This window comes from Collinsella sp. AM09-41 (genome assembly GCF_003473245.1).
Lineage (GTDB): Bacteria > Actinomycetota > Coriobacteriia > Coriobacteriales > Coriobacteriaceae > Collinsella.
Window position 1 is genome coordinate 236,497 of record NZ_QRMJ01000002.1, and the last position, 22,220, is coordinate 258,716.

Sequence of the window (22,220 nt, forward strand, 5' to 3'; positions counted from 1 at the left end):
AAAGGCGTTATTCGATTATGTAGCCGACGCCCCAGACGTTTTTGATAAAGCGCGGCTTTTGAGCATCATCGCCGATCTTTTCGCGCAGGTGGCGAATATGCACCATCACCGTATTGTTGGAGCCGGGCATAAAATCCTCGTTCCACACCGCGCGGAACAGATCCTCCACGGCCACCACGCTGCCGCGATGCTCGACCAGATACAGCAAGATGGAATACTCGATGGGCGTGAGGCGAACCGGCGCACCGTCCACCGTTACGGAACGAGCATCGCGATTGATCTCCAAGCCGTCGAGCTGAATGGTCGGCGACTCGGCCGCCTGCGCACGGCTACCGTAGCTGGTGTAGCGACGAAGCTGAGCGTGCACGCGCGCGATGAGCTCCAGCGGGCGGAACGGCTTAACCACGTAATCGTCCGCGCCAAGCGAAAGGCCCTCGATCTTGTCTTGCTGGGCATCGCGCGCCGTCAGCATGATCACGGGATAGGTATGGCTGGAACGGATCGTACGCAGCAACTCAAGCCCATCGATATCGGGCAGCATGACATCCAGCAGCGCAAGATCGAACTCCTGCTCCAAGATTGCCTTGGCAGCATCGGCCCCGCTATAGGCGACCTGTACGTCAAAGCCTTCTTTTGTAAGGTAGATACCAACCAAGTCGGCGATGGCCTTTTCGTCATCAACTACCAAAATGCGCTCGTTCATGCGTGCTCCTCTCGCGCTCCATTATGCCCGAGGGGGCGCATGCCACACACAACAAGCGTGGGTGATTAAGTCGGCCTTAAGCACCCTTGTGCCCGTTCGGGCGCGGATGTGGGCCACGCACGCACGCGATGATCGCCGACACCGGCAAACGATATACTCTAGTTCCAGAAGAGACCATCCCGTCGAAAGCGAAATCTGTGAAGTCCCTCACCTCTTTTGCAAAGCGCTCTGCTCAGCTTGCCGCCGGCTTTGTCTGCGCTATCGCCCTTGCCGCTGGCGTGCCCACCGTCGCCGGCGCCCAAGTACTCACGACCGACAATGTTTGCGGCAAAACCGCCGATGCGCGCGGCATCACGGCCGAAAATCTGCCCGATATCGATGCGACCAATGCACTCGTCATGGGCAAAGACGGCACCGTCTACTATGGGCGCGGCGCCGATGAGCAGGTTAAAATCGCCTCGATCACCAAGGTCATGACCGCAATCCTAACCGTCGAGAATTGCAAGATGGACGAGAAGGTCACGGTGAGCAACGCCGCAGCCACCGTGGGTAATTCGACCGCCGGCTTGCTCGAAGGTGACGAGCTTACCGTGGAGCAGGCACTGCGCGGCCTGATGATTCCCTCGGGCAACGACGCCGCCGTCGTGCTCGCCGAATATGTGGGCAAGAAGATCGACCCTAAGACCAAAGACGCCGAGGCAACCTTTGTGAAGGCCATGAACGAGCGCGCCAAAAAGCTCGGCTGCACCGGCACGGTCTTTGAGAACCCACACGGTCTGGACTTTGATGAATGGGCCGGCGACATGTACTCAACCGCACATGACGTAGCGCTGATGATGCAGGAGGCCATGAAAAACGACACGATCCGCGAGGTCGTAGCGAGCGAGGATTCCTGGATTGAGGTCACGGGCGCCGATGGCTCAGACCATTCGCATTCCATGGACACGCACAACGTTTTGCTCGGTCAGGACGGAAACATTGGCGGCAAGACCGGCACCACCGACGACGCGGGCTATTGCTTTACGAGCGCCTACAACCGCGACGGCGACGAGATCTACACCGTAATTTTGAACTCCACCACCACCGACCAGCGCTTTACCGATACCGCCACCCTTGCCAACTGGTACTACGGCCACAAGGTCACGGTCGCAATCGCCAACACGCAGGAGAAGACCGCCAACGGTAACCCGCTCATGGCACGCATTAGCCAGACAGATTGGACGGACAAGACGATCGACGCCACGCTCGCCGACCCTGCCGCACAGGCAACGGTGTTCTCACTCGCCGGCGAAGTGACCGAAAAGGTTAGCTACGATGACCTTTCGGGCACGGTGCATGTTGGCGATAAGGTGGGCAGCGTTACGCTTAAGCAGGACGGCACCAAGATTGCCGTTATGGACCTGGTCGCCGACGAGGAAGGCGCAGGGCCGAATCCCATTGAATGGCTCCTTGTGAAGCTTGATCGCTTGGGCCGTCGCATCGACAACCGCCCGCTCACGGCAGAAAGCGAGACCGTCGCCAAGGCGCCCGAGGTGTAGGGCGCAAGAATAATAAGCCCACTGAAAGGAGGCGTCCGAAAGGATGCCTCCTTTTTTTGAGGGTTCGAATCCCCAGCCGCCATTCTTGATAATAAAAAGGGCCCCAAATGGGACCCTTCTTCAAATTCGTACTGGCGGAGAGCTGGGGATTCGAACCCCAGATGCCCTTTTGGGGCATACTCGCTTAGCAGGCGAGCACCTTCGGCCTCTCGGTCAGCTCTCCGTAACAGCCGTTCTATAGTAACCAAACAGCCAAGGATGAGCAAGAGGAAATTTTCTAATTGCCTAGCAGCCTTTCCTTCTTGAAAGCTTCGCCTACCCCAGCGAGCGGTTGAGGGAGCCGAGCTCGTCGTTGCCCATGGTGCGCCACATTTGGAAGATACAACCGCGCGCCAGGAAAAAGAAACCGTTGTCGACCAGTTGCACAGCGGCATCTGCCAGCTGATTCGTCACGGCGGACACTGGCGGCAGCTCTAGTCCAGCCTTGTGGATGGTCTCGACCGCTTCCTCGAACGTCGGAGGCTCGCTGACGCCCATCTCGTTCATAAGGCCCTGCATTTCTTCCAGCGCGCTGCTGCCCGACTCCTCGCCGCGCGGCACCAGACGGTAACAAGCCAGCGCCAGGTCGAGCTGATCGCAATTCCAATAGGCAAACGCCAAGCGATAGAACAGGTAGCCGATTGCAGAACGATCGCTGGCAATACGTAGGCCGTGGCGCGCCACCTCGATAATCTCGTCAAAGCGCTCCAGACGCGCAAGCACGTTGATGAGCGCAAAGTGCGACTGCATGGACGAGCGCGCCAGATCGTAAAGATGGCGCACCTCGGGCAGTGCTCGTTCAAAGTCCTCTTGCTCGGCGTAAAAGCTGCAGATCTCGTGCTGGGCAAAGTACAGCGCATCGGGCGCACGAAGGATTCGCACAGAGCGGTCTTCTTCCAACACCGGTAGCACCATGCGCACCAGCTGGTTATCGCAAAACTGCGTTTGAACCGGACCTGTCGCCAAAAGCTCGGCGACGGCGCACTTAGCCTCCAACTCCTCAACAAGACGGGAAAAGCCTTCAAAAGCACCTGTACGGTCGACTTTTGCCTGCTCGCGCAATTCAACAACACGGGCCACGTATGGGTCGTCGTCCTCTTCCATGACCTCCAGCTCGTCAGCCGTATCGGCAAGCAGCAGGTCGCGCAACGCCGGCGGCAGCGAACGGTGGTCGTCACGCGGGCGAGCGTGAACCTCCGCAGGCTCAATCGCATCCGGCGCGTCCGACTCATATGCCTCAAGCATGCGTTTGCACGGCATATCGTCCATATCCATGCTCTCAAGATCCTTGGCGACAGGCACGCAATTGGCCAGATAGGCCGCACGCCCAAAGGAATATGTTGCGATAACGCGCTCGCCCTGCTCGCCGTCGGGAGCCACAATCTGAACATAGCAGCGCGCAATGCAGGCACCTGCGGCAAAGCACGCCGCCGCAAGCGTAAGCGCCACACGCGCGTCGTGCTCCGCAGCCCAAATCGCACGCGCGTTCTCGTCCAACTCGCGCCAGACATCATCCTGGGCGTCGTATTCACGTTGCGGCATGGCATCCACGACAGAGTGCCCAAACCGAACGAGCATAATCCCCTCGGCAACGTTTGCCCGATAGGTATAGTCGAGCCGTGTGACCACGTTGAGCGCCTCGACCATACGCGCGAAGCGGGTGCGCACGTCCCACTCACCGCCCGGCTGGCAAGCCACCGTTCCCGGTTTGCCCCACGGGTTGTCGCTCGAGGCCGTATCGAGCAGTCGGGGAACATCGTTGGTCGTCTTGGCGATATGCCACGCGTCAAAGAGCGCGCAGCCCTCAAGGCTCGGCGAGGATGCCGCGGGGACCAATCCGGCCCCGATGCGCTCAAGGATGCCGGAGAGGCGGTTGAGACGGCACTCGATGGCAAGCAGCATGTCAATCTCGTCCTGGTCCAGCAGGCTACGATCAAAATTGAGATAGAACAGCTTTGACCGGTCGATGCGCGCTAGGCTCATTTCGGACTTGGCGGTAATGGTGCGCAGGCGGGGCAAGTCGACCTCGCTCATAAGGGCGGCGGCATAACGCTCGATACCGCTCGGATTCTCGGCATGGTCAACACGGTAAAGCAGCGTCTCGATAGCATCGGGGAGCGGCGCCGTGTCAAAGCCCAAAAACACCTCGACCGGCTCGGGCAACTTTACGAGCTTGATCTTGTCGACAACGTTTTGCATGTCTGCATCGAGACCGTCGACGCCCGCCGTGTTCGCAATAGCGCTTTCGGAGCTGGCGAATATCACGTAGCGCAAGAACATCGAGGCCATGAACTCGCCGTAAGGAAGGGCGCGGGTCGAATTCCATGTCTCGTGGTCGGACTGCTCGCGCATGGGGCCTTTGGGAGAGCCAGCAGTTTGCGCACACGCGCGCATTGCACCGTTGGCTTCCCTCACCATAATCTCGCCAATACTGGAATCGGAGTCGTGAAGGAACAGCTCCATGTCGGGACCTTCGGGCAATGGCACTTCCCGAACAGGGCGGTCAACCTTATAGACCTTGCCCGACACACTTACATAACCCAAGAGCGATATGTGGCTTTTGCCGACGAATTCAACGACATAGCAGGATTCTTTAGGATCCTCGCCAAAAACTTTCCAGACAACACCGTACGAGCGCCCCGCGGGCTGCTCGGGCATCGATGGAAACCGCTTTTTGGGGTCGAGAAACCTGAGCTTGTATGTCGGACGCTCTGCCACGAAATATCACCCTGATCGGTCGTTGAGAGAAGGAGCGGTCGCGGATGGGCCGCGACACCTACTCGGAATCTTACACGAGTCGATAAGAAATAGTCCGCTTCACGCTCGCGCCTCGACCGAGGTTCGAATCCATGGGATGCCGGCGTAAAAGAAAAGCCCCCGTTGCCCGAGGCTTCAATCTCAAATGGTGCGGCGTATAGGATTCCGCGCATCCGCTGCGCGGATCCGCACCGGCTTCGCCCGCCTGCCGGCGTGCTCGCCCGCGGGCTAAAAACGCTCCGCGTTTTCTTTACGCCCGCGCCTCGACCGAGGTTCGAATCAATGCGGTGTTTACGTAAAAGAAAAGCCCCCGTTGCCGGGAGCTTTAATCTCAAATGGTGCGGCGTATAGGATTCGAACCTATGACGTTCTGATTCGTAGTCAGACCCTCTATCCAGCTGAGGTAACGCCGCGACTTGTTGATTATTATGCACATGGACTGAATATTGGTCAAGCGTTTTTTCAAAAAAAGTTATTGAATTTGATTTTTACTCATTTGGAGCACTTGGCGCGATCTTCAACGCACCGCGATATAAAAGAGCAGTCGTTGTTGGGAGCTTTAAAGTCTATTGATGCGACGTATAGGATTCCGCGCATCCGCTCCGGCTTCGACCGAGGTTCGAATCTCCGCAATGCTCCCATATAAGAAAAGCCCCCGTTGCCGGGAGCTTTAAGATCAATTGGTGCGGCGTATAGGATTCGAACCTATGACGTTCTGATTCGTAGTCAGACCCTCTATCCAGCTGAGGTAACGCCGCAACGCACGGATTATTATGCACGCGAGCCCCCGATGGGTCAAGCGACAATTTGAAAAAATTTTACGATGAGGTGGTCAGGCTGTTCATGCCTCGACCGAGGTTCGAATCCATGCGGCGTGGCCATAAAAGAAAAGCCCCCGTTGCCGGAGCTTCAAGTTCGATTGGTGCAGCGTATAGGATTCCGCGCATCCGCTACGCGGATCCGCGCCGGCTTCGCCCGCCTGCCGGCGCGCTCGCCCGCTCGCTACGGACGCTCTGCGTCCGCTTCACGCTCGCGCCTCGACCGAGGTTCGAATCCATGGGATGCCGGCGTAAAAGAAAAGCCCCCGTTGCCGGAGGCTTCAAGTTCGATTGGTGCGGCGTATAGGATTCGAACCTATGACGTTCTGATTCGTAGTCAGACCCTCTATCCAGCTGAGGTAACGCCGCAGTGCAATACATATAAAACCACTTTAGTTAGTTGGAGTCAAGCACAATTTCAAACTTTTTTGCAAATATGTTCCTCACGCAACTCCGCATGCGCCAGCGTCCCCCATGCGGTCAATCGGTTTTTCAACCACATCGAACCCAGCACCGAGCTCCCTCAAAAGCGAGCGCACCCGCTGGGCACAGTCATAATCGGCAAACGAGATGCTCAACATGCGCGCGACCTGGTTAGAAGTTCCAACTCCATAGAACTGCTCAAGCGCCACAAGCCCCTCGTGCGTCACAAAGGTCTCGACCACATGCGGCGACTCCTCAAAGCACCATTGGGTCAACGGACCTTCACTCGTCTGCCGCACCACCAAACCGCCCATACCCGATGGCTCACACGTTACCGTCAGCCGCTCCCCGTCTTCATCGCTCTCAAACAAAACTACCCGCTCATCAAACAGCTCCATCGCATCCCCTTCCTCTCGCTTCTATCTAAGAAAAGCATAGCAGGTGGATGGCTGAATACAGAACATTTGTTCGTGTGTTTTCTATTGAGCTGTCCGCACGATATGGTAAGGCCCTGCGCACAAAAAAGGCGCCCCGGAAAGGAGCGCCCTTGCAAATCGCCTATGCAGCAAACCTACGCGACCGGCTCGATCTTCTCGAGGCCGCCCATGTAGGGACGAAGAACCTCGGGGATCGTGATGGTGCCGTCGGCGTTCTGGTAGTTCTCCAGGATGGCGGCCATGGTGCGGCCAGCCGGCAGACCGGAACCGTTGAGGGTGTGCAGGTAGCGCGAGCCCTTGAAGTTCTCGGGGTCGCGATACTTGATGTTGGCACGACGAGCCTGGAAGTCACCGCAGTTGGAGCAGGAGCTGATCTCCTTGTAGGCGTTGTAGCTCGGCAGCCAAACCTCGACGTCGTAGGTCTGACGGGCAGAGAAGCCCAGGTCACCGGTGCACAGGCTAATCACGCGATACGGAAGGCCCAGCTGCTGCAGCAGGTACTCGGCCTCAGCGGTCATGCTCTCGAGCTCCTCGTCGGACTCCTCCGGCTTGGCAAACTTGACCATCTCGACCTTGTCGAACTCGTGTTGGCGAATGATGCCGCGGGTGTCGCGACCAGCGGAGCCGGCCTCCTCGCGGAAGCAGGGGGTGAAGGCGGTATAGCGGCGCGGCAGGGTGTCGGCGTCGAGGACCTCGCCGGCGTGCAGGTTGGTGAGCACGACCTCGGCGGTGGGGATCAGGAAGTTGTCGCCCGAGACGTGATAGGCGTCGTCCTCGAACTTGGGCAGCTGGCCCGTGCCAAACATGGTCTGACGCTTGACGACGATGGGCGGCCACCACTCCTTAAAGCCGCGGCTGGTATGCGTGTCCAGGAAGAAGTTAATGAGGGCACGCTCCAGGCGGGCGCCAGCGCCACCGAGAACGGTGAAGCGGCTGCCGGAGAGCTTGTTGCCGCGCTCGAAGTCAAGGATGTCGAGGTCGGTGCCCAGATCCCAGTGCGGCTTAAAGTCGAAGTCGAACTCGCGCGGGGTGCCCCAACGACGGCGCTCGATGTTCTCGTCCTCGTCCTTGCCGTACGGCGTGGCCCCGCAGGGAATGTTGGGCAGGTGAGCCATGAAGTCGTACTGCTCCTGCTCGAGGGCGGTGCGGCGCTCGGCCAGACCGTCAATCTTCTCGTTGACGGCGCGCACGGCCTCCTTGGCGGCCTCGGCCTCGTCCTTCTTGCCCTCCTTCATCAGGGCGCCGATCTTCTTGGACTCGGCATTGCGCGTGGCTTGAAGTTCCTCAACCTCGGTGATGACGGCACGACGCTCGTCGTCGAGCTCAAAGAACTTCTCGCGATCCCAAGACGTCTGGCGGTTAGCCATGGCGACATCGATGGCATCGGGGTTCTCGCGAACAAACTTGATATCAAGCATTAGATCCTCCGGCGATATACATTCCATTTAGGTTGCAACCTTGTACATGTATGGGCAAGTATATACTTATGAGCGTTTACGACCCAACTCAACTACGCAAGAAGGCACCCAATGGACGCAGTTTTTTCCTTTTTGTTTGGCACCCGCACCGGTTTTGCCATCCTTTTCGCCGGCGGCATCCTGCTGTTTGCGATTATTGCCTTTGTAATGGAGAAGCGCACCCATAAGATGTATGTCGACCGCGGCCCCAAGTCCGAGGACGAAGAAGACAGCTTCTGGGACTAACCTGCCAAAAAGGGACAGGTTTATTTTGGTCGGTTTTATCTGGGCAAACGCAAGTGCCCCGCAACTGGAATTGAGCCAGTTGCGGGGCACTTTTCGCTAAAAGGACAAAACCGCAGGAAAAACCTGCCAAAATAAACTGTCCCTTTTTTGGTCGGTTTTACTGGAGGGTTGCGTCGATTGCCTTGACCAGGGCGCTGCGCATGCCGGCGTCCTCGAGTGCAACGACGCCCTTGATGGTGGCACCGCCGGGCGAGCATACGGCATCCTTCATCGCCGCAGGATGCTGGCCAGTTGCAAGCTGCAGCTTTGCCGTACCCAGCACCATCTGGCTCACAATGCGATAAGCATCCGCACGCGGGATACCGTGCTTGACCGCCGCATCGCCCAGGGCCTCGATTGCCATGGCGACAAACGCCGGAGCGCAACCACCCACCGTGCCGCCCACAAACAGCAGGCTTGTGTCGAGCTCGACGACAGCGCCAAGCTTACCGAGCAGGTCGAGCACCACAGCACGCTGCTCGTCGTTAAGCGTCGAAGCCTTCTCGCAGGCGATGACGCCCTCGCCCACCGAAACCGGCGTGTTGGGCACCGTCGAGATATGCGCGACGCCCGGCAGGACCTGCTCCCACTTGGCACTGTCCCAGGTCCAGGCAACCGACAGAACGACCTTTTTGGCAAGAGCATCCTTGAGCGGGGCGAATACCTTCTCGATCATGTACGGTTTGACCGCAGCGACCACGATATCGGATGCGGCGACAACCTCGGCGGCATCGTGGCAGGCGACCATGCCGCGCACCTCGCAACGCTCGACCAAAGCATCGTAGCGGCCTGCGCAGGCGCACATGTCGCCCGCGGCCACGCCGGCGGCAATCCAGCCATCGGCCATAGCACTCGCCATATTGCCAAAACCGACAAATCCGATCTTCATATCACACAGTCCTCTCAGATGCGTTCCTCAAAAACGAAAGTCATTGTCCCACGCTATTGTTTCGTATTGCCGACCTACTTGTGATACGGCTCGCCACGGCTAATCTTGCAGGCGCGGTAGATCTGCTCCAGCAGCACCACGCGCGCCAGGTTGTGCGGCAAGGTAATGCGCCCAAAGCTGAGCATCTCGTCGGCGCGGGCGCGCACCTCATCACTCACGCCGTCCGAACCGCCGATTACAAAGGCAATGTCGCTGCTACCTCGCAGCATAAGATCGTCGAGCCTCGCCGAGAGCTCCTCACTCGAACGCTCCTTGCCCTCAATGGCCAGCAAGATCACATGCGCTCGAGACGGCAAGGCAGCAAGAATCGCCGCCCCCTCCTTGTCACGCGCAGCATCCACACCGCCCGCCTTAGCCGGGTCGATATCGGCCACCTCGCGGATATCCACCTTGGCATAGGCACCCAGACGCTTGGTGTACTCAGCGCACGCGTCCTTCCAAAAGCGCTCCTTGAGCTTACCAACACAAACGACGGTGTATTTCACGCGCGCCTACTCCTTCGAATCGTTTTGAACTTTGCCGGCAGCCAGCATCTGCTCGAACATAGAGGCCGACTGCGAGAAGTCGCTCGGCAACACGACCGTCGAGTTTTTGCCCGTACGTGCGAACTCCGTCATCATCTCGGTCCACTGCGTAAACATGAACAGCTGGTTGGCCTCATCGTTGCCAACGCCTGTCTCCTGGATAATCTCGAGCGAATCCTTGATGCCCAACGCGATAGCTTTGCGCTGGTTGGCGATGCCTTCGCCTGCCTTTTCCATCGCCTCAGCCTCGGCGGTCGCCTCGGTGACGCGCTTGATGCGGTCTGCCTCGGCGAGCTCCTGTGCCGCAGCGCGCTTGCGCTGGGCGGCGTTGATGTCGTTCATGGAGTTCTCAACCTCGGTCGGCAGTGCGATTTTGGTGATGAGCGTCGACACGAGGGTGAAGCCGTAGGCGGCCATCTGCTCGGAAACGGTAGCGTTGACATCCTTGGCGATGTCATCCTTCTTGGCAAAGACCTCATCGAGTGTGTAGACAGGAATCGAAGAGCGCAGGGCGTCGGTGATGAAGTCGCGCATCTGGTCGACGGGCTCCTGCAGCATATAGTAGCTCTTGTAGATGCCCGAATCTGCCGGGCCGGCGCCCATGTCATAGCTCACGTGGTACTGAGCGGAGACCTCAAGGCCAATGGTCACGTTGTCCTGGGTCTTAACGTCGATGCCAAAACCATTTTTCATGGTGCGCAGACTCACCGTGGCGGCCTTGCGGTCAATCACGGGCACCTTCACGTGGAAGCCCGCGTTGACGATACGATTGAACTTACCCAAGCGCTCGATGATCACAGCGTGCTGCTGCTCAACGACGTAGCAGGCGTTGGGGAGCAGCAACAACAGGATGATGATGGGAATCAAAAGGCTGGTAAGGGCGGCGATGATACCGGAAAACAGCATGGTCTCTCCTCTGATAGGCACACGTTGGCATTAGGATACCCGTCCAAGGAGATCGTGCATAACAAAAAAGCTCCCATTGCTGGGAGCTCTTTCAATCCATGGTGCGGGCGAAAGGACGTCCGCGTATCCGCTTCGCGGATCCGCACCGGCTTCGCCCGCCTGCCGGCGGACTCGCCAGCTCGCTAAAAACGCTCCGCGTTTTCTTAACGCTCGCTCCTTCACAGGTTCAAGTCCCTGCGATGGGCCCATAACAAAAAAGCTCCCATTGCTGGGAGCTCTTTCAATCAATGGTGCGGGCGAAAGGACTTGAACCTTCATGGGGTTGCCCCCATACGGACCTGAACCGTACGCGTCTGCCAATTCCGCCACGCCCGCGTGCAGGAATTAGAATAACGGAGCTCCACCGCGAACGCAAGAACTATTTTTGAAAAAGTTTGCAGGCATTTTCCCAAGCGGCATGCGCGATTGTTTCGGCGTCCTCACCAGTGCGATCGACACGGTCGTTAACCAGCGCGTTTGCCGTAATGGAGATCATTGCTGGCTCGCATTCAAGACCGCGAATGGGCTCCGGCGCCATATACGGGCAATCCGTCTCGAACAAAATGCGGTCGAGCGGGGTCGCCGCAAATGCCTCGCGCACGTCGTCGTTGCGCTTAAAGGTGGCCGCACCACCATAGGCGATATAGCAGCCCAGCTCCACAAAGCGCTCCATCGTGGCGCGGTCCTCGCCAAAGCAGTGCAGCACGCAACCGGCCTGAGGCACACCCACCTCGCGCAGCACGTTGTACGCATCCATATGCGAGGTGCGCTCCCCATCCGAGTCCTCGTGCCGCAGGTGCAGCTCCACCGGCACATTGCGGCGCACGGCAACTTCGAGCTGACGCGCCATGCAATCAATCTGCACACTGTGGGGCGCCGGCGCGATGTCGTCGTCGTAATCCATGTGGTAGTCCAGACCGATCTCGCCGATACCGGCGCACAAAGGGTCATCGAGCGCAGCAACAACCTGCGCGTGAATGTCATCGGTATAATCCGGCGCGCCATAGGGGTGAACGCCAGCGAGATACTTGATCTGCGGAATATCCCGCATCGGCAGAATTTCGCGCACGAGCCAGTCGCTATAGTCCGTCACGCTGCGCTTGTCGGCGATGGGGTCGAGCATCGTCACCAACAGGTCGACGCCCGCGGCTTTGGCGCGCACGAGCGTCTCGGGCACTTCTTTCCCCCAAAACGAAAGCAGATGCGCATGCGTGTCAGCAAGCGGTGCCAAGGGCACAGGACAAGCAACCGTCTTCTTTTTCTTGGTAAACGTCACGCGTTCGGCATTAGGCATCATGGATGAGCTCCTGAGCCAGGCGGATAAAGTCGGCAACATCAAGCGTTTCTGCGCGCGAGGTGGGTGCGATACCGCAAGCCTCAAAGGCGGCGTCGAGCACGTCCTTGGCAAAGCCGTTGGCGCTCATGGAATTGCGGATGGTCTTGCGGCGCTGAGCAAATGCAGCATCAATCACGCGGGCCACAAACTCGCGATCGAGTCCTTCGGGCGCCACGCCGTCAACACGGTCGATACGCACGACGGCCGAGTCCACGTGCGGTGCCGGCATAAAGCAACGTGGCGGCACCTCAAAGCGACCCGTAACCTGCGCATACAGGCCGAGCTTTGCCGTGTAGCCGCCATAGGTCTTGTTACCCGGCACCGCGGCAATGCGATCGGCAACCTCCTTTTGAACCATGACCACGGCACGCTTGAGCGCGGGCATCGTCTGGAAGAACTGCAGGATGATCGTCGCCGCCACGTTATAGGGCAGGTTCGCGACAAATACCGTCGGCTCACCGCCTGCAGCCTGCTCAATCTGCCCCGTCGTCACCTTGAGCGCGTCGCCCATGATAAAGCGGAAGTTGGCATAGTCGGCGGCATGGGCATCGAGCACCGGTTCGAGTTCGGGATCGGCCTCGATCGACGTGACGCACGCCGCCTCCTGCAGCAGCGCGAGCGTGAGCGTACCAACGCCCGGGCCAACCTCGAGCACGCGCTCATCGCCCGTGAGCTCGGAAAGCTCGCAAATGCGCTCAATTACATGGCTGTCGATCAGGAAGTTCTGGCCCAGGCGATGCTTGGTCGCAAGGCCAAACTCCTCCAGCAGCTCCCTTGTTGCCGTGGGGTTTGCCAAAGGCGAAGTTGTCATAGTTGCCTCCTTAGCATGATGGCGGCGTCTTGAAACAAAAGGGCATGGACCGTTGCGGCCATGCCCTTACATCTAAACAGCAAATTGCCGATATGGCGCGCGGCGTCTTAGCCCAGACGCGGGAACAGCGGCTCACCCTTCTCGACGGGCTGACCACCGGCAAGCAGGCCCCAAGCGCAAATGCCCTTGAGGTCGTCGCTCGCGGCCTCGTCCTCGCAGGACAGGCGGCGCAGGGCTTCGGCAGAGGTCTGAGGCATGAGCGGCATCAGCAGGTGAGCGGCAATGCGGATGGCCTCGAGCAGGTTGTAGATCACAAATGCCAGCTCGTCAGCCTTAGCCTCATCCTTGGCAAGCGCCCAAGGCTCGGAGTCCTCGATGTAGTGGTTGGCGGCGTGGATGAGCTCCATAACCTCGTCCTTGGCTCCGCCGTAATCGAGCACGTCCATCTTGGCCATGTAGCGGTCGACCAGGCCATCGGCGATCTTTGCCAGCGGGTTGTCGAACGCATCGAACGATGCGGGCTTGGCGGGCGCGCAACCGTCAAAGTACTTGCCGCTCATGTTGAGCGAACGCGAGATAAGGTTGCCCCAGCTGTTGGCCAGGTCGGCGTTGTAGACCTGCTCCATGCGATCGAAGCTGATAGCGCCGTCGGTACCGGGAACGACGTCGGTCATAAAGTAGTAGCGATAGCCCTCGACGCCCAGCATGTCGATAACGTCCTGCGGAGCGATGGCGTTACCGCGGCTCTTGGACATCTTCTCGGCCTTGCCGGTCTCGGCATTGCGCACGGTCAGGAAGCCGTGGGCAAAGACGTGCTCGGGCAGGGCCTCGCCGATGGCCATGAGCATGGCGGGCCAAATGACGCAGTGGAAGCGGATGATGTCCTTACCCACGATGTGGAACTGCGCGGGCCAGCGATAGGCCAGCTCGGCACGCGCCTCGTCGGTGTCGACACCGTAGCCGACGGCCGTCATATAGTTGAGCAGCGCGTCAAACCATACATAGGTCACATGGCCCTCGTCAAACGGAACCTGGATGCCCCAGTCAAAGCTCGTGCGACTCACGGAAAGGTCGTTGAGGCCGCCCTCGACAAAGCTGCGAACCTCGTTCATGCGGAACGCAGGCTCGACAAAGTCGGGGTGCTCGTCATAGAGCTTGAGAAGCTTGTCCTGGAAGGCGGAAAGCTTAAAGAAGTAGGACTCCTCCTGGACGCGCTCAAGCGGACGGTGGCAGTCGGGGCATAGATGCTGGCCGACGCTGCCGTACTCCTCGTCGCCCTTCTGGACCTGCGTATCAGTGAAGTAGGTCTCGTCAGGCACGCAATACCAACCGTCGTAGCTGCCCTTATACAGGTAACCGGACTCCTTCATGCGCTCCCACAGGTACTGCACGGCATGATGCTGGCGCGGCTCGGTGGTGCGGATGAAGTCGTCGTTGGAAATCTCGAGCTTGCTCCAAAGCTCCTTGAAGTGCGGGGCCTGGCTATCGGTCCACTCCTGCGGCGTCATGCCATGCTTGGCTGCGGCCTCGGCGACCTTCTCGCCGTGCTCGTCCATGCCGGTCAGGAACTTGACGTTATAGCCGGCGGAACGGCGATAGCGAGCCTGAACGTCGGCGATGATGGTGGAATAAGCCGTGCCCAGGTGCGGATCGGCGTTGACGTAGTAGATGGGCGTCGTGATAAAGAACGAAGGCTTGCTTTGATCCATGGGGTTTGTCCTCCAGAAAAACGTTGCATACAGAGGATGATTCTAGCGCAAGGGCTGGATATCCTCCATCTATTGCATATCGAGCACCATGGCATAGACATCGCGCTTGCGGCGCGAATACTTCTGAGACAGGCGCTTGGCCACCGCAGACGCGGGCTCCCCCTCCTCGAGCGCGGCGCGGATATCCTCGCGCAGGGCCTCGTCGGGATCCGCTGCCGTGGCGCCGACCGGCACGATACCGGCCTCCTCATCCTCGCTCGGTGGCGCGATGACCAGCGCAATCTCGCCCTTTACCTCGCCGCGAGCACGCAGCTCCTCGGCAAGCTGGTCAGCGGGCCCGCGCAAGACCTCCTCGTGCAGCTTGGTGAGTTCGCGGCAGACGGCAACCTCACGCTGGGGAAAGACCTCCGCCACGGCCTCGAGCGTCGCCACGATGCGATGTGGAGACTCGTAGAAGATGAGTGCGCCGGGCACCACGGCAAGGCGCTGCAAACGGCGCACACGGTCGCCGTGCTTTCGGCCCAAAAAGCCCTCGAAGAAAAAATGCTCGCAGGGAATGCCGGACGAAACAAGCGCCGTGACGCAAGCAGAGGGCCCGGGAATAACTTCGACGGGCACATCGGCCTCACGCGCCGCCTCGACCAGCGCCTGGCCGGGATCGGACACACTCGGCATGCCGGCGTCCGAGGCAAAAGCGAGGGTCTCCCCCGCCAGCAGACGGTCGACCAGGCCGGCGGCGCGGCTGGCGATCACATTCTCGTCGCAACGGACAAGCGGCTTGGAAATGCCCAGGTGCATCAGTAGCTTTGACGTCACACGCGTGTCTTCGCAGCAGATGGCATCAGCAGCGGCAAAGGCCTCACCAACGCGCGGGGACAGGTCGCCCAGGTTGCCGATGGGCGTGCCGACCACATAGAGTTTGCCCGTATGGGCGCTGTTTTGCGTCATATCAACCTATTCAATCATGCCGCGCTCGAGCGTACCGAGCGCCGCGCGGGCGTCCCATGCTGCAATGCGCTTCTCGGTCTTCCACGTTTGGAAGAACCAACCGGCAGCCGGCGCAAACGAAGCCAGCTGGTTGGCGATAAACACGCGCTCGTAGGCATTGCGGCCCTCGGGCGTAACCGACGAGTTGGCAAAGATCGCCGCGCCCGACCATTCGCCCACCAGCACGGGGAACCCAGTCGAAATCGCTTCTTTAAGCTCGCGCTTGTTACGCGAAATCGCCGTCGTCAGCCCGCGAGGGCTCGTGATGTCGAGCGCATACTCGTCGCGGTAATGGTACAGGTGAAGGTCCATGTAGACGTTCTTGTACTTGGCGCCGCGCATAAAATGCTTCCACTCGCTGGGATGCCCCGACGACGAGAAGACGACGATCTTATCCTCGGGCATATACGAACGGACGAGCTCGTAGGCATCGCGATAGAAATTGCGCAGGTAGTGAGCAGGAATGCCATCCGTCATGGTGAAGAGGCTCTTGCGAACGCTCATCTGCGGCGTGTCCAGCAGCTCAATGCCCAGCAGGCTCTCGGCCTCGCCATAGCGATCGGCCAAGCGCTCGAGCACGTCGAGTGCGACATGACGGCCGTTGGTGGACGAATGCCACTCGGCAACAGCCTCCGGCGTGGTGGGCGAATCGTTGGAATCGCCCTGGCCACCGGGCACGGTTGCCAGATCGAGCAGCACGCGGATGTCGTACTTGGCAGCCCACTCAATTGCGCGGTCGATGTAATCGACAACCGATATGTAGGAGGCATCGGACTCCTGTGAGCCAAAGGCATACCAGGGCACCGGCAGACGCACGGCATTGAGACCGATCTGCGCCATGCGGCGAAAATCGTCCTCGCTCACAAACGTCTCGTAATGGCGGCGCATGCGCTCGTTATAGGCGGCGGTACCCATGGCCTCCTGTAGCTCAGCCGCGTTGGATGCACCGGTCGCCGCGTACAGCGACGGGGTCACCCAAGGCTCGGGAATAAACCAGCCAGAGAGATTAACGCCGAGTATCCTCTCCATCACTGCCCCCTTCGGATCATGCAGGTCGAACCCGCATCGTATTGCGTAGGATAAGTATCGTTTTGAGTATACCCGCGTGTGCGGACAGGCGACCGAACGGTCTGCAAAGTGACGCGAAAGTGGGAGGAATGTCTGGGAGCAGACGGACTCGGAATGGTGCGACGAGGTGTGTACGCGCGCCGGAGGCAGGCACCGGAAAGTGTGTCCCGTTCTGAGCCCTTATTCTGGGACGCAGTTTCCGCAGAACCCTACATAAAAGAAAAGGACCCCTTTGCAGAGGTCCTAGTCAATTCAAGGTGGCGGGGAAGGGAATCGCGTCCGCGCGCTGCGCGGACGGACCGCTGCGGCGCTTACGCGCCTTGCGAGCTGCGCTGGCAAACGCTTACGCGTTTACTCAGCTCCGCGCCCTCACGGGGTTCGATTCCGTGCGAGGGCTACATAAAAGAAAAGGACCCCTTTGCAGAGGTCCTAGTCAATTCAAGGTGGCGGGGAAGGGAATCGAACCCCTGACACGAGGATTTTCAGTCCTCTGCTCTACCAACTGAGCTACCCAGCCATTTGAGGTGTGCCTTGTTTCAAGGCTTGATTAGTATAACCAAGGACGCGTTCCGGTCAACCGAGAATTTCAAAAAAGTTTTTGAGCACAGCCTCGGTTCTTTAAATCGGCACGTCAGAGGCATCAGCCGGCAGCAAGAAGTTTTTCGCTCAGAGCCGCACGGGCAAACTCACTTGGCGTCATCCCCTCGGCAGCCGCCCGTCGACGAATGGCCTCCTTCATTCCCAGAGGAATCTTGACCGACAGCGTTGCCGTCCCCTCACCTGAGAGCGGGGGCCGTCCAAGCACGATCCCACCAACGGTGTGTTCGCCATCCGGAAACTCTCCGCGCTCGTACGACTCACACCACGCGTCAATCATTTCATCCGTTACAACCTGACCATTAGCGGCCGTATACGTCTTGCCCATCATCGACCCCTTTGCCGAGCCTGTTCAATCTCCTGCCAAACTTACCCAATTTCGTATGACGAAAGTCCGCTGTCGCCAATTCTTAAGCCGGCACGCGTTGGAGAGCAGGGGTCGAAACAATGATTGAAGGACGCTCTAGTACGGCCCAGGCGCCGGGGCAGGAGCACATACGCCAGGGACGTACGTTTTCGTAGCATACGAGGACATAGCCACGTGCATCGATAAAGGCGATATCGATGGGATAGGCCATAAAACACGTATGGACCGAAGAGCAGCGTGGAAATGCCATGACGAGCGGCAGACCGTTGGCGGCAACCGGACACCGTCCCAGCATGCCGCGCAGGCGCACGGCAAACGACTCCGCCACCGCAAACTCGGCCGGCGTCCAGCCCAGCCTATTGAGTGCCCGCGCGTAGGCGATGTAGGACGAGACCGCGGTCACATGACCACCCCCGGACGCCATGGATCGACCGTCACCGCGCGCTCGTGCGACAACGTTGTCGGCGCCCCCAGCGGAACGCCAGCGATGCTGAGAGAAGTCGGCCACGGCTCATAGTGCATGGTGCAGGTGTAGGTCCTAAACGTACCGGATAGGGAGAGCAGGCCACCATCCGATGCCTCCGCGCCTTGCTCGCTCGACACTTCGATCTGCAAGTCATAGCCTTCCATGGCATTCAGAATTTGAGTCCGGACCGTCGCCGAGGCATCGACAGAGCTTTCGTCGCCCTCCCCGCTCGGCGCCACGGCGTGCGCCAACACGATGTCGGGCACCACGCGGTCGAAGCGCGCGACAGCGCTGGCATAGATCATGACGTTGTATACGATGAGTGCCAGCACCAGCAAAACGGGCGTAACCACTGCTATCTCCACCGTCGCTTGGGCGCGCTCCTCGCGCAGACGCATGCGGATACTCATTACGACCCACCGCCCAGAGCGCCAACCAGCGTGGCGACATCGACGGTGAGCGGGATGGAGCCGCCGCCGGGCAGAGGAATCTCCGCAAGCGTGAACACCGTACCGCTGATGGTGCGTTCGACTTGATATTCCAACGCCTCGCAAAGCGCCTTGGGATCGGTCACGCCCAACGGAATACTTCGCAGTTTGTCTTGCGCTTGAGAGAGACCAGCAATGTCAGACCCCGGGCTCTTAATGACGTTGGCGGAATCAGTCAGCACCGGCTTTCGCAGGCGCAAGTCGCACGGTTCCAAACCCAGCGCCGCCACGGACGCCGAAACGGTATCGCCGAGCCACGATGCGATGGAGCCCAACGCGCCGCTGCCCCCTCCTAGGCCTTTAATCATCTCGTCCATAAGTTCGTCGGCCGAACCTTGGATGTCTCCGTATCCCACAAGCAGCCGTCCCCAGACATCCATGACGCCATCGAGTACGCCGGCAACGCCACCCGAGCGTTCCTTCAATGTCGAGAAAAATCGCGAAAGCACGTTGTTTTGCGCCGTCGCCTCATCGGGCGCCAGCACCGCGGCAGAGATGGCACCGCGATCGCCAAGCCTTACTGTCGTGTTAAACGAAGAGTTGAGCTCATCGGGGCTCGGGATGGCACCCGAAACCGCAAAGGCAACCACGCCGTTGCGACCAGGCGGAGCGATACGCGGGCGCTCGCCCGAAAGCGCTTGAATGGCCTGATCGAATGCGCTTCCCGCGCGATCGGCCTCGTCTTCGGTCTGTCGCTCGAGCTCGAGCTCCTTGTTGCGACATTTGACGTAGTTTTCCATGGCGTCTTTGAACTTGTCGAAGTGGTATTCGAAACCGTTTTCGATAGAGGTTGAAGGCGCCGCAACAGCACCAAGCGACAAAACGCCAAAATGGCATTTGCTGCATTTATCCTGTCCATCGTAATCGGCAACCGAAGCAAATCCGCTCGGCGTCCCTTTCTTATAGTTAGGGCAGGTCGTCCCGTAATGCAGATACGCCTTGTCATCGTTCACGCTAGTCGGCCACACCGCATCGGTATAGAGTTCCGTCGCCCGAACCTCATCAGAGTTGCGCGGCAGCAGCGGAATATAGGAGGAAACCCTGTCTCCGTTCTCGGTTATATGCGCCCGATCGACCTCCGCGCTCGCATAGGTATAAAACGCCTTACGCGCCGCAGACTCTGCCTTCATCTCGACACTCGAGCCGTGGGGCTTCTCATTTGTCAGACGCCAATGGTAGTAGTCCTTCGCGCGATCAAGGGCAACTTGGGGCTCCCACGTAACGCTCGATGAGTAATGCGGATTTTGAACACCGGAGAGATCCGTTAGGCTTTTCGCACGCTCCCACATGCAAGAACAGCTGCCGACCGAGCCCTTGTCAGACCCACCACAATCCGCCAGCCAAGCACGCTCTTTAGCCTTCGCCGTGTCCTCAGAAGCCTTCCGCAGCTCCTCGGCCGCACACTCTAAATCATCTGATGTGTCTTTAATGGCATCGGTCGAGATCTCGGACCCCTCGAGCGCAGCGAAGTCAGACTCGGATGTCCTGGGCACGGCAAGCGCCGTACCGGTATAGGTCACACTATCGGTATCCTGCGCCGACACCGCCTGCGTGGCACGCGCGACGATCAGATACGGCAGAGCCGTCTCGATTTTCTGTAAGCCTTCCGATGCGCTTTTGGCAAACTTGTTGCGCGTTTTAATGATCTCAATCCCGGTGTCGACCATATTGCCGGCAACCGGCTCGGCACCCGGGATGAGGATGGCGACCAGGCCCGTCCCGATCGTGGCAAACCCCGCCAGCCCCAGACTCAAGATGCTCGCATCAACCATCGTGGCAGCCGTGTGATAGGACGACACTACGTTGGCACCCGCCAGCGCGCCACTATCAGCCGCCACCTGAGTATCCCCGGCACGCGACATGCTCCATATCGCCGCGGTCGACGAAAACAACAATGTGAGCACCACTAGGATGACCACGGCAGAAGAAAGCGTGGTATAGGCGCCGTCTTCGATAAACAGATCGACACCGGCTCGACCCATAAAGCCGCCTCGTTTGCGGAGAGCGCCTGGTCGACGGCGGGCCGCAAACCCTTGCGTCACCCGCAACAGGCAGCGCCTAATCCCATGCAGCAATCCACGAATCATAATCTCCCTCCAGCCATTCGGGACGCGATTGATACGAGACATCGACCTTGAGCTCAACGTAGCCGCCCTCGGCGGTACCACCCATAGCCTGCGCAAACGCACCGATCACAGGCAACGGCTTGACCTCGCCGGAAACGGACACGGACGAGACGCCACCCGCACCGGCCCGGCCAAGCTCGATATCCCACGACAACGGCCCGCCGGCATGAAAGATCGAAACGTTGGGCACTGCGGCAAGTCGGCGGCGGGTGAACTCCTTAAGATCGTCGTCCTCCGCCGTCGTCGTGGTCATGAGCCGCGCGGTCTCGGCGGCGGCAGACTCCATGACCGCGCGCGTATAGAGCAGGCACACCGGTTGCAGCGCGAGAAGGATGAGTGTCAGAAACGTCGGCAGCAAAAAAGCGGCCTCGACCGTAGACTGCGCCCGGTCCTCGCGCGCGGCATCAATACAACGCGATGTCCTTAGCGGCCGCAGCGGCGTCGATAACCGACGTCGAGGCAACGCCATGGGATGCCGCCCGCTCAACCAGCGCCGCCAAGCGCCCATCGGTGCCGGCACGCCAAAGTCCCGCGATCGCCAGCACGATCGATAACAGCGCCACCGTGACGATGGCGTATTCGACCGTCGCCTGGGCAGATTCCTCACGCAGGACATCATGCATTTCACGATCCCTCCTTTGAGTCCGTTGCCTGCGGGCTCAGGCGCACGGCGCGCAGACGACACGAAGCATCGCCAGCATCCGCGGCAATTGTCACCATATCGACCCAGCCACGTCCATCGCGCACGATGGCGCCCCATACGTTGCCCTTAATATCGAGATAGCCGCTCAGGGCGAGCTGGGCCGTTGGCACCTCGCGGTAGGCGCGTAACATATCCGCCGCTGCCTCGGTCATCGGTCGGTCCTCGGACCATGCAAGCCGGACCGCAATCGCGTTGCCCTCAGGCGAATCCGTCGCAGTGGCAGACCGCTTGTCGAGCGTCCACAGAAAGGTTTGCGCCGTGACAGCGACATCCGAATCGTCCGCATCTCGCGTCTCATCTTTTTGAGACGCCACCGCCGAATCTGAGCCCGAATCGGAGGCGGCCCCAGGACGCTGCTGCCGCGCGGCGTTAAGCCCCCAAAGCACCGCCGCTATCGCCACGACCAGGCAAGCAAACACCAGCAGTACCCCGATGGGGCGCTCGCCCTCTACAGGCTGTTGATGCCCTCGCTGATAGCGTTCCATAGATCTTGGACCTTGCCCTTAAATGCGACGATGGCGATAATCGCGATCACCACGAGCACGCCGACCAAGATGGCATACTCGGTGGTACCCTGTGCGCTCTCCTCCTGCAATAGTTCCTTGGCGCGCTGACGAACATGTGCCGCCCGGCAAAACGCCCAGCCCTGGACCTTGCCAGCAGCGTCAGTCATCGTGTTCATGTATT

22 protein-coding genes and 6 tRNA genes are annotated in these 22,220 nt (G+C 59.6%); 2 read left to right on the forward strand and 26 right to left on the reverse strand.

Annotated features, from left to right (window positions below; translation table 11 throughout):
* Positions 1–7: 7 nt before the first annotated feature.
* Positions 8–703, reverse strand: a complete 696-nt coding sequence (locus tag DW112_RS04035; protein WP_117736216.1) for a response regulator transcription factor — start codon at positions 701–703, stop codon at positions 8–10.
* 197 nt (positions 704–900) lie between these two features.
* Between DW112_RS04035 and DW112_RS04040 the strand changes: the two genes are divergently transcribed.
* Positions 901–2,241, forward strand: coding sequence for a D-alanyl-D-alanine carboxypeptidase family protein (locus DW112_RS04040; protein ID WP_158571728.1), 1,341 nt, complete (start codon positions 901–903; stop codon positions 2,239–2,241).
* 132 nt (positions 2,242–2,373) lie between these two features.
* Here the strand turns inward: DW112_RS04040 and DW112_RS04045 are convergent.
* The 7 genes from DW112_RS04045 to serS all read right to left on the reverse strand — a co-directional run bounded on the left by DW112_RS04045 (position 2,374) and on the right by serS (position 8,133).
* Positions 2,374–2,464: transfer RNA gene (locus tag DW112_RS04045), tRNA-Ser, on the reverse strand.
* Between the two features lie 92 nt (positions 2,465–2,556).
* Complete coding sequence (locus DW112_RS04050; RefSeq protein WP_118328385.1) at positions 2,557–4,743, reverse strand: lipopolysaccharide assembly protein LapB; 2,187 nt, start codon at positions 4,741–4,743, stop codon at positions 2,557–2,559.
* Positions 4,744–5,373: 630 nt separating this feature from the next.
* A tRNA-Arg gene (locus DW112_RS04055) sits at positions 5,374–5,450 on the reverse strand.
* Between the two features lie 268 nt (positions 5,451–5,718).
* Positions 5,719–5,795: transfer RNA gene (locus tag DW112_RS04060), tRNA-Arg, on the reverse strand.
* Between the two features lie 352 nt (positions 5,796–6,147).
* Positions 6,148–6,224 (reverse strand) — tRNA-Arg (locus DW112_RS04065).
* Between the two features lie 74 nt (positions 6,225–6,298).
* Positions 6,299–6,676 carry a hypothetical protein gene (locus tag DW112_RS04070; RefSeq protein WP_118328386.1) on the reverse strand — a complete coding sequence of 126 codons (378 nt, stop codon included), beginning with the start codon at positions 6,674–6,676 and terminating at the stop codon, positions 6,299–6,301.
* Positions 6,677–6,849: 173 nt separating this feature from the next.
* Complete coding sequence (gene serS / locus DW112_RS04075; RefSeq protein WP_118328387.1) at positions 6,850–8,133, reverse strand: serine--tRNA ligase; 1,284 nt, start codon at positions 8,131–8,133, stop codon at positions 6,850–6,852.
* Between the two features lie 111 nt (positions 8,134–8,244).
* Between serS and DW112_RS09995 the strand changes: the two genes are divergently transcribed.
* The gene (locus tag DW112_RS09995; RefSeq protein WP_168170424.1) at positions 8,245–8,418 is read left to right on the forward strand and encodes a DUF6724 family protein; all 174 of its coding nucleotides are present in this window, start codon (positions 8,245–8,247) and stop codon (positions 8,416–8,418) included.
* A 157-nt stretch (positions 8,419–8,575) separates the two neighbouring features.
* On the opposite strand, the gene proC is transcribed toward DW112_RS09995, so the two are convergent.
* From proC to DW112_RS04165, 18 genes are all read right to left on the reverse strand, one after another.
* A complete protein-coding gene (gene proC / locus DW112_RS04080; protein WP_117655499.1) occupies positions 8,576–9,346 on the reverse strand; it encodes a pyrroline-5-carboxylate reductase in 771 nt (256 codons plus the stop codon).
* A 74-nt stretch (positions 9,347–9,420) separates the two neighbouring features.
* Positions 9,421–9,891: a 23S rRNA (pseudouridine(1915)-N(3))-methyltransferase RlmH gene (rlmH, locus tag DW112_RS04085; RefSeq protein ID WP_035136824.1), complete on the reverse strand. Its 471-nt coding sequence runs from the start codon at positions 9,889–9,891 to the stop codon at positions 9,421–9,423.
* Between the two features lie 6 nt (positions 9,892–9,897).
* Positions 9,898–10,836 carry an SPFH domain-containing protein gene (locus tag DW112_RS04090; RefSeq protein ID WP_117757556.1) on the reverse strand — a complete coding sequence of 313 codons (939 nt, stop codon included), beginning with the start codon at positions 10,834–10,836 and terminating at the stop codon, positions 9,898–9,900.
* Between the two features lie 288 nt (positions 10,837–11,124).
* Positions 11,125–11,211: transfer RNA gene (locus DW112_RS04095), tRNA-Leu, on the reverse strand.
* A 43-nt stretch (positions 11,212–11,254) separates the two neighbouring features.
* Complete coding sequence (locus DW112_RS04100; protein ID WP_369834927.1) at positions 11,255–12,169, reverse strand: TatD family hydrolase; 915 nt, start codon at positions 12,167–12,169, stop codon at positions 11,255–11,257.
* Positions 12,162–13,022 (reverse strand): 16S rRNA (adenine(1518)-N(6)/adenine(1519)-N(6))-dimethyltransferase RsmA, encoded by an 861-nt coding sequence (rsmA, locus tag DW112_RS04105; protein WP_118328389.1) that lies wholly within the window; start codon positions 13,020–13,022, stop codon positions 12,162–12,164. Before rsmA ends, DW112_RS04100 begins: the two co-directional genes overlap by 8 nt.
* A gap of 107 nt (positions 13,023–13,129) precedes the next feature.
* Positions 13,130–14,731: a methionine--tRNA ligase gene (metG, locus tag DW112_RS04110; RefSeq protein WP_117583811.1), complete on the reverse strand. Its 1,602-nt coding sequence runs from the start codon at positions 14,729–14,731 to the stop codon at positions 13,130–13,132.
* A 69-nt stretch (positions 14,732–14,800) separates the two neighbouring features.
* Complete coding sequence (gene rsmI / locus DW112_RS04115; RefSeq protein WP_117583812.1) at positions 14,801–15,679, reverse strand: 16S rRNA (cytidine(1402)-2'-O)-methyltransferase; 879 nt, start codon at positions 15,677–15,679, stop codon at positions 14,801–14,803.
* A 6-nt stretch (positions 15,680–15,685) separates the two neighbouring features.
* Positions 15,686–16,747, reverse strand: a complete 1,062-nt coding sequence (locus DW112_RS04120; RefSeq protein WP_055309641.1) for a glycoside hydrolase family 5 protein — start codon at positions 16,745–16,747, stop codon at positions 15,686–15,688.
* Positions 16,748–17,230: 483 nt separating this feature from the next.
* Positions 17,231–17,303 (reverse strand) — tRNA-Phe (locus tag DW112_RS04125).
* A 123-nt stretch (positions 17,304–17,426) separates the two neighbouring features.
* The gene (locus tag DW112_RS04130; protein ID WP_117563700.1) at positions 17,427–17,711 is read right to left on the reverse strand and encodes a ribbon-helix-helix domain-containing protein; all 285 of its coding nucleotides are present in this window, start codon (positions 17,709–17,711) and stop codon (positions 17,427–17,429) included.
* A gap of 82 nt (positions 17,712–17,793) precedes the next feature.
* Positions 17,794–18,153 carry a DUF192 domain-containing protein gene (locus DW112_RS04135; protein WP_226790440.1) on the reverse strand — a complete coding sequence of 120 codons (360 nt, stop codon included), beginning with the start codon at positions 18,151–18,153 and terminating at the stop codon, positions 17,794–17,796.
* Positions 18,150–18,626, reverse strand: coding sequence for a TadE/TadG family type IV pilus assembly protein (locus tag DW112_RS04140; RefSeq protein WP_117563701.1), 477 nt, complete (start codon positions 18,624–18,626; stop codon positions 18,150–18,152). Before DW112_RS04140 ends, DW112_RS04135 begins: the two co-directional genes overlap by 4 nt.
* Entirely contained in the window at positions 18,626–20,686 is a 2,061-nt protein-coding gene (locus tag DW112_RS04145; RefSeq protein ID WP_118328390.1) for a hypothetical protein, read from the reverse strand. Before DW112_RS04145 ends, DW112_RS04140 begins: the two co-directional genes overlap by 1 nt.
* 76 nt (positions 20,687–20,762) lie before the next feature.
* Positions 20,763–21,299 carry a TadE/TadG family type IV pilus assembly protein gene (locus DW112_RS04150; RefSeq protein ID WP_117563703.1) on the reverse strand — a complete coding sequence of 179 codons (537 nt, stop codon included), beginning with the start codon at positions 21,297–21,299 and terminating at the stop codon, positions 20,763–20,765.
* Entirely contained in the window at positions 21,235–21,453 is a 219-nt protein-coding gene (locus DW112_RS04155; protein WP_117563704.1) for a hypothetical protein, read from the reverse strand. Before DW112_RS04155 ends, DW112_RS04150 begins: the two co-directional genes overlap by 65 nt.
* Before the next feature lies 1 nt (position 21,454).
* Positions 21,455–22,018 (reverse strand): hypothetical protein, encoded by a 564-nt coding sequence (locus DW112_RS09875; RefSeq protein WP_147351827.1) that lies wholly within the window; start codon positions 22,016–22,018, stop codon positions 21,455–21,457.
* The gene (locus DW112_RS04165) at positions 21,982–22,215 is read right to left on the reverse strand and encodes a hypothetical protein (protein ID WP_089572694.1); all 234 of its coding nucleotides are present in this window, start codon (positions 22,213–22,215) and stop codon (positions 21,982–21,984) included. The genes DW112_RS09875 and DW112_RS04165 overlap by 37 nt, the downstream gene beginning before the upstream one ends.
* Positions 22,216–22,220 lie beyond the last annotated feature (5 nt).